Below are 15,631 nucleotides of genomic sequence, written 5' to 3'. Positions count from 1 at the left end.
TCCCATATCCTTGGTTAATTCATGGTAAACTGTTGTTTTGGTTTTTAACCAAAAACGCTGCTTTACTGCATTTACACAGTTTTTAACTATTCATTTAAAATGAGATTTTTTAATTATTTAGCAATGGCAATCGCATTTGCGGCTGTTTCCTGCACACTCGACAAAACCGATTATGAAGCTGAAATTGGCTTAGAAATTCCTGAAACTTATGAATTTAAAGAAGCCGTTTCTTTAAACTCGGGCAATTTCAAAATAAGCATTGAGGCGTTAAACGGTACTTTTTATAAAGGCTATAACGAACTTCATTTAAAAATCGTCAATACACAGACCAATCAAAATATCACTACTTCTGAAGTTACTTTTCTGCCGATACTAACAAACGCTGACGAAAGCAAAAGTTCTTGTCCGCACCAATACAATATGCAGTTTGATGCTGTAAATAAGTATTTTTCGGGTTATTCAGTTTTTACGAATGAAAGTACAAGCTGGAAATTATATATCAGTTTTACTGTTGATAATCAGAAATATGAAATAAGTAAAGATGTTTCGGTTGTAAAACAAGACAATAAAAACCTAAACATGACGGCGTTTACAGGAAAAGACGGCGAACAGTATTTTATAGCTTTAGTGACTCCGCAGAAACCAAAAGTAGCTGAAAATGCTTTGACTGCGGGAATTTATAAATACAATAAACCAACTGCAGCAGCAGGAACTTTTCCTGATCCTTCACAGTTTTCATATTCGGCAGTTACGGGCTATACTTTAAAGCTGGATCCGAGAATGCCGGAACCTTCTATGGGAAATCATTCTTCGCCCAATAATAAAGATTTAACACAGCAAACAGACGGTTTATATCATGGAGTGGTCAATTATACCATGACCGGAAACTGGACACTGAATCTAATCTTACTGAACCAAAACGGTTTAATCTTGAAAGGAACAGTAGTTCCGACCGATTTTACGCCCGGAATTGAAGGCGTGAAAAGCGAACTTTATATTGATACTTTATTTTAATCTCATGAAATATATTATAATGTTACTTTTTTTGGGATTGTCTGTAACGGCTCAAAATAATCATGCGCATCACGACAGTATCAAAAATTTACAAGAAGTAAAAGTTAAAAATGCTTCGAAGAAAAAAATAGAAACTGAAATGAAAATGGCGGTTTCGGTTGATGAATTTTTATCTTCTGCAACCAATATCAGTTTTATTAAAAGAGGCGCCTATGCATGGGAACCTTTATTAAATAATATGACAACTGAACGTTCGACGGTTACGATCGACGGGATGCATATTTTTGGTGCCTGTACCGATAAAATGGATCCAATAACGTCTTACGTAGAAAGTAATAATCTGGCGTCTATCGATATAAAATCGGGACAAGAAGGAAGTCTGCACGGTGCAACGGTTGCAGGGAGTATCGATTTGAAAAGAAGAAGTACAGCATTTAGCCCAGAGAGAAAATGGAACGGTGCGTATCAAACGGGTTTTGAGTTTAACAACAAACAGTTTTTTAATCTTGGAAATGTCTCTTATTCCAGTAATAAATTTGTTGCCGACGCCAGTATTTCGTACCGAACTGCCGATAATTATCATGACGGAAATAACGATGAGGTAAAACATTCCCAATACAATAAATTCAATACAGCGCTTGGATTGGCTTACAAAACAAGTGAATTGTCTTCGGTACGTCTTGATGCTATTTTTGATCAGGCGAAAGATGTTGGTTTTCCTGCTCTTCCTATGGATTTATGGCTTTCGCGTGCTTTAATTACATCGGCTTCGTACAAACAATTATTTGAAGAAAGTTGGTTTAAAGCCGTAGATACTAAGATTTATTATAATGCGATTGAACATTATATGGATGATACAACGCGTCCTGAAAATCTGGTTCACATGGATATGCCGGGTTGGAGCACGACTTACGGATTGGTTTCTAAAGCCAATTTACAAAAGAATCGTTATTCGTCAGAAATTCAATTGAATGCCTATGATAATCTGTCGATTGCTGAGATGAGAATGTATCCGCAGGATCGCAGTAAAAGAACCATGTTTGCTTACAGCTGGCCTTGGGTTACAACTCGTTTTGCTGGACTTTCGATGAATAATTTCTGGGATATTTCAGAAAAAAGCCAAGTCAATTTGGGCGGATCGCTGGGCGTAAATTATAATTACTCAAAATTTGTAGAGTTCAATTGGATTTTCCATCCTGGAGCACCTCAGGAAAAAACGAGAATCCTGCCAAGTCTGCATGCGGGATATCAGCTGGATTTGGAGCATTTTAATTTTTCTGTAGGAACAGGTTATGGCGAGCGAGCGCCTTCTGTTTCTGAAGGTTACGGATATTATATCTACAACAGTTTTGACCGTTATGACTATATCGGAAATCCTGATTTGAAAAATGAAATTTCGCAGGAGCTGAACGCAAGCGCAGGTTTCAAAAACGAGAGATTGAGCATTGTCGGAAAAGTAAATTATTTCTATATCCAAAATTACATTATCGGAAAAATTTTAAGCATGGGAAGTCCGATGAATTATCAGTCGATTGGGGTAAAAGGATATACTTCGTTAGATCATGCGACACTTTTTAATATGTCTTTAAATACTTCTTATGACATTCTACAGCATTTGCACTGGAGCGGAACGCTTACGTATGCAAGAGGAACAGATGATAAGGGCGGAAATTTACCTTTTATACGTCCATTAAGTTATTTGACTTCGCTTCATTTTATGCATAAAAACTTCGGAATCCAGACTTCTGTAAATGGCGATTTTGAACAAATTAATTACAGTCCAGAATACGGAGAAGACCAAACTCCGGCGTATACAATTTGGAATCTTTCTGCCGATTATACATTCAAAATCAATAAAGTAAGAAGTACCATTCAGGTGGGAGCTGAGAATTTACTGAATGAATATTACAGCACGTATGCTGACTGGGGAAATATCCCGAGAATGGGACGCAATATTTTTACTTCTTTAAAAGTCAATTTTTAAAAAATGAGAAAAGTTTTTGGTATCGCAATGACAATGCTTTTTCTGCTGGTTTCTTTCCAGCAGGCATTGATTATTGTACACTTTAAACTGAATCAAAAAAATATAGAAAAAGAGTTTTGTGTCAATAAAGCAAAACCAAAAATGCAGTGCCACGGTCAGTGTCATTTGAAAAAAGAGCTTGAGAAATCAGATAAAAACAGCGATTTAGAATTAACCGGAATTGGAAAAAAAATCGACATTAATATGATTCAAAGCTTTGAATTTTCTTTAGAAATTTCAAAAATCATTCATTATTCAAAAAAAGTTTTTTATAAAGAATGGGGAAAATCTGCACCTTCATTAGAAATTTTTGTACCGCCGCCCATTTTATATTTTGTTTATAATCAGTTTTAATCCGTCGGGTGCAATTATTCTTAACACATAGAAGCATAGCTTTCTGAGTTTTAAGAAAGGCGTTTCACTTTTAATTAATTCACATAGCTATGTGTGAGAAACAAGTTTCTTTCAATTCTCTTTTTTATAAGATAAAAATCTATGTTTCTATGTGTTAGAAAATTACACGTTTTGAATAATACCCAACGAGTTTTAAATCAATAAAAATCAAAAGATAATTTACAAAATAAAAAAAATGCAAAATTTTAAAAAATACTTTATAGCTGCAACTGCTGCCTTGGCATTCGTTTCTTGTTCAAGTGACGATGATAATCCAGCTTCAAACAATTTAACATTAGAATTTAATAATACTTTTAAAACGACTACAATTGTTTTGGGAGACGCAGCTTCTACTTCGGCTACAGCCAATACTTCTGCTTCGGGGCAAGTTCATCATTTTTCAGAATTGAAATATGTAATCAGCAACATTCGTCTTGTAAAAGAAGACGGGAGCGAAGTGCCGTACAATGTTAACGATTTAGACAAAGGTGCAACGGTTATCGATCAGTCAAAAACGGCAACATTGAGTTATGTTTTGAGTAACGTTCCTTCGGCGACTTATAAACAAATAAAATTTGGTTTAGGAATCAAACAAGAGCAGAATACGCTTGATCAAGTTCGATTTCCTAAATTTTATGCACTGGCTGGTGCCAATGATACTCAAATGATGTGGGAATGGGGAACAGGATATCGTTTTACAAAAGTTGAAGGTTTTTATGATACCGATAATAAAACGATGTCTATACATACCGGAAGTACGGTAGAAGGAACAGCAGGCGCTTATACACAAGGTGTAAATGCGTATAGAGATATTACTTTAAATCTTACTACAAATGCAATTGTAGGCAGCAAAGCACCAAAAATTAAAATCAATGCCGATTTTGATAAAATGCTGAGCGGAAAAGTAAACACAATTACGCTTTCTACAGGAACAGGCATGAGCGACAATGCAACTCCAAACATTCATACTGCGGCGCAAATGGTAAAATTTGTGGATAATCTTGGTGGAAACGGAACTAACGATATCAGCGGTATGTTTTCGGTTACGGCTGTAGAAAATTAGAAATAAATGTATAAAATATTTTAGCACATAGATTTAGTTTTTTATCACTTGACTATGTGAATTGATCAAAATGAAATCCATTTTTCGGGCTTACACACGATCTATGTGTTAGAATATTTTTTTGAGCTTATAAAAGAAGGCTCTTTTAGAAATTAAATTCATTTAAAATGAAAAAAATAATTGGTTTGTTGTTTTTCGTCTTGTTATTTGCTTCCTGTAATGCTGATAATGAGGAGACAATTGCTATTGATAATCCTGAAATTGCGTTAAATATTCCAGCGGATTTTCCTGAAACCAATGATTTTGTTAGTTTAAATAAACCGACAAAATATGGCGTTGAGTTGGGCGAAAAACTCTTTTCGGATAAAAGATTCAGTGCCGATAATACCATTTCGTGTTCCAGCTGTCATATTCAGGAACATGCTTTTACAGATGCAAAAACACAGGCAATCGGGATTGAAGGAAGAGTTGGACTTCGAAACACGCCGTCGATTCAGAATTTGATGTTTATGAAGTTTTATAATTGGGACGGAAGTAAACTTCAATTAGAAAATCAGCCATTAGTACCTATAATAACGCACGAGGAAATGGATTCGTCTATTTTGGAAGTAATAGGTAAAATTCAAAATGATGCTTCTTATGCCGATTTGTTTAAAAAAGCTTTTGGAGATCAGAATATTACGCCCGAAAGAATTTACAAAAGTATTGCACAGTTTGAATATACTTTGATTTCTGCCAACAGTAAATATGATAAAGTAAAACGAAAAGAAGGTGAAAGTTTTATAGCGAGCGAAGCAAAAGGTTACGAAATATTTCAGCAGAAATGTGCGAGCTGCCACAGTACAGAATTGTTTACCGATCAAAGTTTTAGGAATATCGGATTTCCTTTAAATACGAATTCGAACGAAGCAGGTAGAGCCAGAGTTACCGGAGTTGCAGCCGATTTTATGAGTTTTCGAGTTCCAACATTACGAAATATTGAGTATACAGCGCCTTACGGAAGTTTTGGACAATTCCCGACTTTAAAATCGGTTTTGGATTATTTTGATAATGGTGTTTTAGAAGCCGAAAATCTAGATCCGATATTTAAGAATAATGGTAACAGAATCCCACTTACCGAAGACGAAAAAACGAACCTGATTGCTTTTATGAAAACGCTGAGCGATACAGCATTTATTAAATAATTGATTTTTGAAATAGTAAAAACTTTTCGAGATCGAATTAAAAAAAGCGGTGAATAATTGGATTATTCACCGCTTTTTTTTCTAAAAAGTAATTAACGTAAATCTATTTTATTGCTGTTTATTTTACTGTAATAGTATATGCCGATAGTGTACTGGCAGTTCCTCTGTAAAATCTCATTCTATTATAAGTTCCGGCAGGAGTTCCCGCAGGAATTTTCAATACAACTTTATATGCTGTAGCGCTTACAACTTCTAAAGTATAGATTACTGTTGCAGCAGCGCTGTTGTACATCTGTACAGAAGTCACAGTATTAAGCAGTCCTCCTCGTACTTCGAATGTATCGCCAGCTTGTTTTTCAGATGCAGTACCATATAGTTCTACCTTAAATGTAGTTGGTTCAACTACTTCCATTTTGTATCTGTTTTCTACGCTGGCATTTTGTATGGTATAAGCTCCGTTTTTAATACGCAGTTCATACATTCCCGCAGGGATATTATCTGGAAGGAAATAATAGGCACCATAATTAGCAAAGGGCTGAACACCAGTTCCAGTTCCTACGTAAACTGTTTCAGCGGTATATTCCGTTTTTTGATCTGTTGCCGCTACAAGAAAAACACGTGTCTGTTCTTTTTTCAGCCACAAATTATCTATAGAATTAGAACCTCCTCTTGCCGGATTGGTCATGCTTAGCAGTGAACTTTTAATCAAAGTACTTCCATATTCGAAATTCCACGCTGTAGGTTCTTTTTGTCTTAAATCTATTTTTAAAGTGTATTTTTTTGTTGTTCCCGCTTTAGAAGTTACCGTATAAACTTCGCCGTCTTTAAACGGAATTTCTGTTCCTGATGCCGGCGTAATTACGGCTTCGGTTCCTAAAATGATTTCAGGTTTGATTTTTTTCGGCATCACGATATGATTACTCCAAGTCACTATAATATTCTCTTCGGTTATGGCTGCTTGGATCGTATTGTTTTCAGTATCCTTTAAAGTAAAAGATTCTATATGAGTATAGCCCGGCACCTGAATAACATCGCCTGGAATTGTATTTACTTTATCAATATATTCGGTATCGCACGAGAAAAAAAATACTGATAAAAAAAGCATTCCAATTAAAAAGCTATTGGTTTTCATTTTTTTATGCATGATTGAATTGGTTATTTAATTTTTAAATGATTTTTTATTTTGTTAATTTTGCCATCTATTGATTATGGACTTTTATATTTTTTAAAATGTCTGTGTTTTCAATACCTGCGGTAATTAAAGCCGTTTTTACAGTCATGGGGTAATAATTTGAAGCAAGTTTATAATGCAATCGATCGCCGGTCAGCTTTTATTGCATTTTTGTTTATTCATTTTGTAATCCCATGTTTTTTTTGGTTTTAATTATTATTTTACCTGAGTCCAAGTGTAGCTTATTGCACTGCTTGAAGATCCAGGAGTAACGCTGGTAACTTTAACTAAATAAGCTTCTGTTGCTAATGCAGGATCTGTAACTGATTCTGAATTAAGACCAGTTTCATCGCTTTTCCAAATTACGATTGCTTTAGAAGGAGTCATAATATGTGTTGAAATATCATAAGAATAATATCCTAAGCCATAGTTTGATCCAGAGATGGTTCCGTCATATCCTAAAACATTGAATTTGTTTGTTGGAGCCGCGCCAAGATTAGCAGGATCATTTTTAACAACAATGCTTGAACTCCAGCTGTCATAATTAGCGCAAGTTTGATTTAAGGTTACAGTACCAACATACCAATTTCCAGTAGTAGGACGTAGAGAAGCTCCATAAATCCCTTCCCATTGTACACTAACACTTCCAATTGTTGCACTTACAGGTGTCCAGTTAGTGTAAGTAGAAGACGGCGCCTGCCATCTGTTTACAGTTACTGAAGTAGAAGTAGCATCACAAAGTGCTAATGCGCTTTTCGCAGTTTTTTTAGTTAATTGCTGTTCTTGAGCTGCCGACTGCGAGTCAGTAATTTGTTCATCATTGCTGCAAGATGTAAGTGAAATAGCAGCCAATACTACAAGTGATAAAATTATTTTTTTCATAATATATTTACATTTAATAGATTAATGGCTTTTTTTACTTCAGGCAGAAAACACAGGCATTTTTTATTTTGTAATTCTAATTGGGTACTTCATTTTAACGGATAAATTATAACTTTCCATCAGTAACCAATAATCGGTATTAGGTTCTAAAGTGATATCCGAAACAGCAGTTCCGAACACATATTTTATAGAGAAATTAAAAATATCCAGTCCGTCATTATACTGTTTAAACTGCCATTTTTTGTTTCCCTGTGCATCTACAGCAAACAATTTGGTCACTTCGTAAGACGGTATAAAATTCTCTCCAGTCACATTTAAGATTCCTCCAGCCTGAACGGTAAAAGTACTTGTCTCTGTAGATAATTCTTTTAGAATCAATTGAGGCTGTTGAATCACAATTTTTACGGTATATACAGCGGTAGATCCGTCTGCCGATTTTGTGGTATACAGAAATGGCGTTTTTCCAAATACAGGAATCAGCTCGGTTGCCGCAGGAGAAATAGTAGTTTTTTCAGGCACTACTATTGATGTTTCCAGATATTCATATTCGTAATAAGACGGCAGATAAACAGTTATCGTTCTGTCCAGATTATTTACAGCACTGTAAATAGCCTGATTTTCTCCTGGATTGGTCACTTTAAAAGAGACAATTCTCCTCGCATCACGATCGGTAATGATTTCTGTTGTAGCGTCTTCTTTTACATCGGTCCATCTCTCTTCTTCATTATCACAAGAAGTAAAAAGACTTACTAATGCAAAAGCAGTAAAAAGTAAAGGCGTTTTAAATTTATTGATTCTAGTATTCATTTATTGGTATTTGGATTGGTTATTTAATTTCAAACTTTGTACTTCCTTTTGGTACCATTACATAATCAAAAGTGTAGTACATATGCGGTGTATCTTTAAACCACTCAGACGAGGTATAGACATCTTTGTAAACAGAAATCATTTTAATTTTAGCATAATTTCCGTTTGCCGTTTTTAAGATTACAGTTCTTGCAGGGATAGTAGATCCGTTATTAATTTTAAGCGGTTCGCCAAGCGCGTAAGCCACGTGCGCTTTCTGCGGATTCGTTCCATCAGTAACAACTTCACCTCCAAAATCGTATAAATACCATCCAGTTCCGTTACCAAAAGAACCTGCGTCGTCAGTTCCGATAAGGTCAATTCCTGTTTTAAATTCGCTGTCAGCAGGAACATCAACAACATCATTAAAATGCTTCGCAACAATCACAACACCACCGACACCGCCAGCTAGATAACCATTATTTTGAGAGTTGCTTCCGTTATTGCCAGACAAGAAACTCGCGTAAAGTCCGCCAAAAGCCAAGTCCCATTTTTTGGTTTTTTTATAAGAACCGTCTACTGCTTTATTTTCTTCAAGACTGTAATATAAAGTTGCGGATGGAGCAGTCGGATTAGCATCAGAAGTACTTCCCTGATAATTTTTTACATGGATCAATTTATTATACAGACTCGTATCAGGTATTTCAGTACCAGGTTCTTCACCGTTTTCAGATTCTGCTGGTTTGTCGTCAGAAGAACAAGCTGTTAGGGTTACAGCAATTAGGAAAAGTGTAATAATTCCCTGTGGTATTTCTTTGATTAAGGATTTAATTTTTTTCATAGGATTGTATTATTTGGTATTTAAATTTTTACTTCCATCATTTTGAACAAAATATCTGAAAGTGAAATAAGGTGCAGGCCAGTTTAAGTCGGTAACAGCAGGCGGATTTCCTTTGTAAGCATTTACAAGCTGTAGTTTTGCATATTTTCCATTCGGAAGTCTTATGGCATACGTACGATCTGGAATTGCCTGCATAATATGAGAACTCAAACTATAATAAAACCATCCGGCAGAACTTTCAGAAGATGACCAGCCGATTTTGGTGATTTCGCTTTTATCAAACTCGCTGTCTGCAGGAGCCTGAGTTACATTTTTATAAGCATCACTAATTAAAACTACAGCAGTATTTGTTGCAGGGCCTTCAAAACCTGGATTGTACTGATATTTGGCACTGTTTACAAAAACTTCGCTGTTGTAAGGACCTGTAAAAGCAATATCCCAATCTTTTGTTTTCATGTATTGAAGAGAATCTGCTTTTGTATGAAGCCAAATCTGTTTTTGATCGCTGAAACGAAAAAGAAAAGTGTGGAAACTTCTTTGTTCTTTACCATTTGTTCCGTCGCCCATAGAGGCGCCGGTATCTCCTGCTAAATCAGTAATTACGGTACTTTTTCCATCTGCCAATGATGCAGATGTATCTTCTTCATTACTGCTGCAAGAAGTCATTGCTATCATAAAAAAGGATAGGATTAATGTACAGCAGTTCGTTATTGTTTTCGTTGTTATCATTTAAGAGTATTTAGTATTAGTATATTATTGGTTTTTAAAAAAGCGATAGCTCAAGCCCACAAGAAGAATCCGTCCGGGCTGTCCAGGCATAAGCGGATCGGTATAATCAAAAATATTGTCGGCTGTAAATCGAATACTTAAATGATCTTTCAGAAGACGTTTTTCTATACTTGCATTCGTCAGCCAGTAATCTTGAACAAAAATGTCATATTTGTCAATAAACTGATTTCCGTTGCGGTCTCCAAAAGGATATTTACCTCTAAAATTCACTCGAATATTTGCATTGATTTTCCAAGGTTCATTATGATAGAAAAGCGTTGCATTAGCCATATGACGCGAACGATTTTCGATTCCCCAATAATCAGAAGGGCGGGGTTTGTATGAATTTCCAGTTGCTGGATCATGAATATTCTGGCTGTACGGCCATTTTCCTGCTCGAATACTGTCTTTTACACTCAAATCTTTTGCAATTAGATATTGATATCCAGCGCTTAATTCCAGATTTTTTAGCGGACTTATTTTCAGCGCAAGCTCAAAACCTTTATTTACAGCTTGCGGCAGGTTTTGATAGGTATAAATAATCTGATTATTAGTGCCTGTAGCAACCTGAATACTATTAATTTGATTACTTATTTTATGATAAAAAGCATTAATATCAACTTTGATTTTTTTCGAAGGTTCTAAAACTACGCCGGCATTGTACGAAGTACTTTTTTCTGCCTGAAGATTTCCCGCCGCTTGATTGAGAACATATTGTCTGATTTCGCTTATCTGACCGTCATTCTGTAATTGCTGGAGAGTGGGAGCGAGAACCGCATTTCCGATAACCATATAATTACTGCTGGCATTGTAAAATATAAGGTAGTTGGTTTTGAAATCTGGTGCTTTAAAACCAGTTCCCATTCCGGCTTTAAAAGTAATTTTGGGCGTTACAAAATATTGAAGTCCAAAACTTGGATTTAGTCTTCCTCCAAAATTATTTGTGTAATCGTATCGAAGGCCACCCACAGCTTTTAGTTTTTCAAATGGAGTCCATTCGCCTTGAGCGTAAGAGAAAAAAGTTTTCAATGAATTTACATCGGTAAGCGCATTATCATTCATATTCTCGAGACTGCCACCAAAACCGCCGACGAGTTGATATGTATTGTTAGAGCTGTATGAAAATTGTTCTTCAACACGATGAAGCGTTTGTTTAAAAACATCCTGACTTACCGAACTATTATTTTGCTGCCAAGCCACATTCATATCCGCATTATAATAAGTCAAGTAATATTTTGTAATGCTTCGTATTTTGCTGTTAAAACGATGATCAAACGAAAGGGCAAGACTCAGATCAGACTCATCTTGGTGATCGCCCGAAATATGGCCGAGACCAAAATCTTTCTGCATAAAAGAACGACGGAGCCCGTAACGTCCGCTCAAAGCCAAAAAGCTTTTGTCGGCAACTTGATAACGCGATCTTCCCTGTAAACTGTAATTGTCATAAGGCGGTGAAGTGGTGCCTTTTATGTATTTTGAATTGGTATTAAAACCATCAGTTCTGTAATAATTAGCAGCAAGATTGGCAGTTCCTTTATTATCAAGAAATGGTGTTTCGCCTTCTAAAGTGGCATCAACAATATTTAAAGAACCATAGTTGACTGAAGCCTGCATCTGCGGCTCTATAACGCCGTGACGTGTAATAATATTGATTGTGCCGCCCAAAGCTTCGCTTCCGTAAAGACTTGAAGAAGCGCCTTTTATAATTTCAATTCGTTCGATATTCGAAACACTGATTCGCGAAAGATCAAAATTTCCGTTATTTCTTCCCACCATCGGCTGTCCGTCAATAAGAACCATAATATATTCACTTCCAAAACCTTGCATTTGGACGCCTACAGATCTTGCACCGCCCGAAATATTGTTTACAATTGCAATTCCAGTCTGTTCTTTCAAAACCTCGTCAAGTCGTCTGCTTCCCATAAGCTCTATGGTTTTGCGATCGATAATTGTCACCGGCATTGCACTATATTGGGCGTTGACTAAGTTTTCAGGATTCTTCTTTGTTTTCGGATTATTGTTGATGCTGACTTCCTCCAAATCAATTCCGGCTTCCATCTGAATGCGAAGTGATTGTGACTGCCCAGTTACATGTACTTTTTGTATGAAATTTTTATAACCCATGATAGTAATCTTGATGGTATAATTTCCATTTGCTAAACCAGAAAATGAAAAGAACCCGTTGCCATCCGATTTTACAGTTTTGCCCGACGGCTCTAACTCAACGGTTGCTTGCGATAATGGTTCTTTTGAGTGAAAAATAGAACCGCTTATCTCGCCGTTATTTTGAGCTTGAATAATGTTTATCAGCAATAAAATAAAACCTGTAAGGATCGATTTCTTTTTGGAACGTTGGTAACTTTTACTTTTCATTTGTTTTTTATCCGATTCTCTGCACAAGAGTTCGTGATTATTATTCTTATTTAGACTGTGTAAAAATAGTAATTTAAGATATACTAATAGTATTTTATTTACAATTGCTCTGGAAAATGTAAAAACGTGTGAAAAATCAACCTCATTTAATAAATGAAATAATTGTGTTCTATCTTTTGATAACTAATGTTTTAAAGTGTTTTTGTAAGTTTAATAGTGAATTTAATTTTAAGAAAAAATTAACACTAATGAGTTTTGAAAAGATCGTTTTGGAATTTAATTATTAATGCATAATACATCGATAGCTAAAACCGCTTAAATAGTGAGAATACATCGCTAATAAATCGTAATACTACAAGTTTTTGACTTTTCATTTTCTTTATGTAATGAATCAAAAAAAGTATCAAAAAGAACGGTTTTGAGACTAAGTGAAGAACTTTCTTAAACAAAATTTAAATTACTTAACGAATTATATATTTTGTCTATGCTTTTGATTAATCTGTCCATTCAAAAGATGGCTATTCTCTATAATTTTATTTTTAATTAAAAACCCGATTAATATAAAATTGCGAAGAATTTGAAGGTTATTGATTAGTAATAAATATTTTGTTAGTTGTTATTAAATGGGAGGTTAATTAAAATTTAATCTCCCTTTTTTTTGAAACATTTTAGAGTGATAATTTATAATTTGGAATATATGAGAAGAATGAATTTTAAAATTAAAACAGGCAATTTCGTAAAGCATACAATGCCTTTTTTAATGCTGTTATTTTTTTGCACTAGTAATGGATACAGTAAAAATGATGAAAAGACAAAAAGTGCAGAGGCAGTTATAGAAAGACTTGTTGGCAGTCGTGTCAGCGAATTTGAGCTGCATATTATTCAAAATAATAATGAGAATAAGGATTGGTTTGAAATTGAAACCACAAACAATCTTGTAAAAATTAAAGCAGCAAACAACACGACAATTTGCTATGCTGCGTACAATTTTCTGAGAGATATCGGAGCCGTTTTAGTCAGTTGGGAAGGAAACAAAGTTAATCTGCCTAAGTCATGGCCGAAGTATTCTAAAAAAGGAGATACACCATTTAAATATAGAGAATATCTAAACGCCTGTACGTTTGGTTACACAACTCCGTGGTGGGATTGGAAACGCTGGGAACAGGAAATCGACTGGATGGCATTGCACGGAATCAATCTTCCGACTGCAATGGAAGGTCAGGAAGCTGTGTGGCAGGAATTATGGAAAGAATACGGATTAACAAATAACCAGTTAGAGGCACATTTTGCTGGACCGGCATTTTTGCCATGGCAGCGTATGGGAAATATCAACAGCCTAGAAGGACCTTTACCGCAAGAATGGTTTAGTAAAAAAGAAGAACTCCAAAAGAGAATTTTAGAAAGAATGCGAGCCTTAGATATGCATCCTGTTGTACCGGCTTTTAGCGGCTATGTTCCTAAGGTTTTCGCCGAAAAACACCCAGAAGCCAAAATAACAGAATTAAATTCTTGGTCTGGCGGTGGTTTCGAAAGTACTTTTCTATTAGACTCAAAAGACCCTTTGTTTAAAAAAATTGGAAAACGATTTATCGAAATCTACACCAAAATGTACGGAAAGTCTAATTTTTATCTGGCTGATTCTTTTAACGAAATTGAACCGCCGGTTTCTGAACATAATAAATATGAAGAACTTGCCAATTACGGAAGTGCCATTTATGAAACTATTGAAGAAGCGGCGCCCGGCGCTGTCTGGGTAATGCAGGGTTGGCTTTTTGGCGACAACAAAAATTTCTGGACAAAAGAAGCTACAAGTGCGTTTTTAAGTAAAGTGCCAAATGACCGATTAATGGTTCAGGATTATGCCAACGACAGATATAAGGTTTGGGAAAATCAGGAAGCATTTTATGGCAAACAATGGACTTACGGATATGTACATAATTATGGAGGATCGAATCCTGTATATGGAGATTTGAATTTCTATAAAAATGAATTGACAAGTCTGCTTAAAAATCCGCATAGAGGAAATGTAGTGGGTTACGGTGCCATGCCAGAAGGTTTGAACAACAATTCTATTGTTTATGAATTTATTTATGATCTTCCGTGGAGTAAGGGTGAGCAGTCTATAAAAGATTGGCTTACCAATTATTTGAATGCGAGATATGAGCAAAAAACATCAAATTCTGTTTTTAAGGCTTGGGAATTATTATTAGAATCGGTTTACAGTACCAAATATTGGGAAACCCGCTGGTGGAATGATAGGGCTGGGGCGTATTTGTTGTTTAAAAGACCAACTGCGACAATTACCGAGTTTAAAGGAAATCCTGGCGATAAGAATAAATTAAAAGAGGCTGTGGATATTTTAAAAGCAGAAGCCAAAAAATACGATAAAAAGAATTTCATTCAATACGATGTAATCGATGCTTCGAGACATTATTATTCCTTGTGTATAGATGAAGATTTGATCGAATGTGTAAAAGCCTATCAGCAGAAAGACATTGTAAAAGGCGATCAATTATTTAAAAAGATAGAAAAACAAGCTTTAGAAATTGATCAATTAATGTCTGGACAGCCGTTAAACAGCTTGAATTATTGGGTTAAATCGGCTTCAGAATACGGAAGCACACCTGAAGTTTCTAAATTATATGTAAAAAATGCTAAAACATTAATTACGTTGTGGGGCGGAGAAGGTCATTTAAATGATTACGCTTCAAGATCATGGCAGGGAATGTACAAAGGTTTTTACTGGCCAAGATGGAAAATGTTTTTAGAAGCTTTAAAAAAATCAACAGTTAATAACACGCCATTTGATGAAACAAAAGAAAGAGAGTTAATCAAAAACTGGGAAATTAAATGGACAGAAAACAAATAATCTGGATACTGTAATTGTAAAAAATACGTAAATGAACAAAATACGAATCAACTCTAAACCAGAAACAAAGAACTCTAAACCAGAATCTTAAAATATATTAAATGAAATTTTACGAAATCGATTAATTAATAAGTTTTTAACTATAGAATTTTAGAAAAATAACTTTGCAAAGCCTTATTATCATTGACTTTATTGATTTTATCCATGTTTATGAATAACTTGTCCATTTGTTAACATTTCTTTACCATTAATTTCGTCAATACT

General features: G+C 35.1%; 12 protein-coding genes. 6 read left to right on the top strand and 6 right to left on the bottom strand.

Features of this window, described 5'->3' with window-relative positions; translation table 11 throughout:
- The first annotated feature begins 99 nt into the window (after window positions 1-99).
- The 5 genes from ACFSC2_RS05545 (at window position 100) to ACFSC2_RS05525 (ending at window position 5,677) form a co-directional block, all read left to right on the top strand.
- Window positions 100-1,014 carry a hypothetical protein gene (locus ACFSC2_RS05545; RefSeq protein WP_379816414.1) on the top strand — a complete coding sequence of 305 codons (915 nt, stop codon included), beginning with the start codon at window positions 100-102 and terminating at the stop codon, window positions 1,012-1,014.
- Between the two features lie 4 nt (window positions 1,015-1,018).
- Entirely contained in the window at window positions 1,019-2,998 is a 1,980-nt protein-coding gene (locus ACFSC2_RS05540) for a TonB-dependent receptor plug domain-containing protein (RefSeq protein ID WP_379816413.1), read from the top strand.
- A gap of 3 nt (window positions 2,999-3,001) precedes the next feature.
- Complete coding sequence (locus ACFSC2_RS05535) at window positions 3,002-3,391, top strand: hypothetical protein (RefSeq protein ID WP_379816412.1); 390 nt, start codon at window positions 3,002-3,004, stop codon at window positions 3,389-3,391.
- Window positions 3,392-3,626: 235 nt separating this feature from the next.
- Window positions 3,627-4,493, top strand: a complete 867-nt coding sequence (locus ACFSC2_RS05530; protein WP_379816411.1) for an MbnP family protein — start codon at window positions 3,627-3,629, stop codon at window positions 4,491-4,493.
- Between the two features lie 167 nt (window positions 4,494-4,660).
- Window positions 4,661-5,677 (top strand): cytochrome-c peroxidase, encoded by a 1,017-nt coding sequence (locus tag ACFSC2_RS05525; RefSeq protein ID WP_379816410.1) that lies wholly within the window; start codon window positions 4,661-4,663, stop codon window positions 5,675-5,677.
- 118 nt (window positions 5,678-5,795) lie between these two features.
- Here the strand turns inward: ACFSC2_RS05525 and ACFSC2_RS05520 are convergent, their stop codons facing one another.
- The 6 genes from ACFSC2_RS05520 to ACFSC2_RS05495 form a co-directional block, all read right to left on the bottom strand.
- Window positions 5,796-6,809, bottom strand: a complete 1,014-nt coding sequence (locus ACFSC2_RS05520; RefSeq protein ID WP_379816408.1) for a hypothetical protein — start codon at window positions 6,807-6,809, stop codon at window positions 5,796-5,798.
- A 255-nt stretch (window positions 6,810-7,064) separates the two neighbouring features.
- Window positions 7,065-7,730 carry a hypothetical protein gene (locus ACFSC2_RS05515; protein ID WP_379816407.1) on the bottom strand — a complete coding sequence of 222 codons (666 nt, stop codon included), beginning with the start codon at window positions 7,728-7,730 and terminating at the stop codon, window positions 7,065-7,067.
- Between the two features lie 63 nt (window positions 7,731-7,793).
- Entirely contained in the window at window positions 7,794-8,537 is a 744-nt protein-coding gene (locus ACFSC2_RS05510; RefSeq protein ID WP_379816406.1) for a hypothetical protein, read from the bottom strand.
- Between the two features lie 19 nt (window positions 8,538-8,556).
- Window positions 8,557-9,357, bottom strand: a complete 801-nt coding sequence (locus ACFSC2_RS05505) for an HmuY family protein (RefSeq protein WP_379816405.1) — start codon at window positions 9,355-9,357, stop codon at window positions 8,557-8,559.
- Between the two features lie 9 nt (window positions 9,358-9,366).
- On the bottom strand, window positions 9,367-10,086 hold the full coding sequence (locus ACFSC2_RS05500; RefSeq protein ID WP_379816404.1) for an HmuY family protein: 720 nt from the start codon (window positions 10,084-10,086) through the stop codon (window positions 9,367-9,369).
- Window positions 10,087-10,110: 24 nt separating this feature from the next.
- Window positions 10,111-12,498 (bottom strand): TonB-dependent receptor, encoded by a 2,388-nt coding sequence (locus ACFSC2_RS05495; RefSeq protein ID WP_379816403.1) that lies wholly within the window; start codon window positions 12,496-12,498, stop codon window positions 10,111-10,113.
- Between the two features lie 760 nt (window positions 12,499-13,258).
- On the opposite strand from ACFSC2_RS05495, the gene ACFSC2_RS05490 reads away from it, so the two are divergent.
- A complete protein-coding gene (locus ACFSC2_RS05490; protein ID WP_379818582.1) occupies window positions 13,259-15,367 on the top strand; it encodes an alpha-N-acetylglucosaminidase in 2,109 nt (702 codons plus the stop codon).
- Window positions 15,368-15,631 lie beyond the last annotated feature (264 nt).

Origin of the sequence: Flavobacterium artemisiae (assembly GCF_042678225.1) — a bacterium.
In the GTDB taxonomy this organism is placed as follows: domain Bacteria; phylum Bacteroidota; class Bacteroidia; order Flavobacteriales; family Flavobacteriaceae; genus Flavobacterium; species Flavobacterium artemisiae.
The sequence above is the reverse complement of the archived record's forward strand: the minus strand, read 5'-3'. Positions and strand labels throughout refer to the sequence as shown.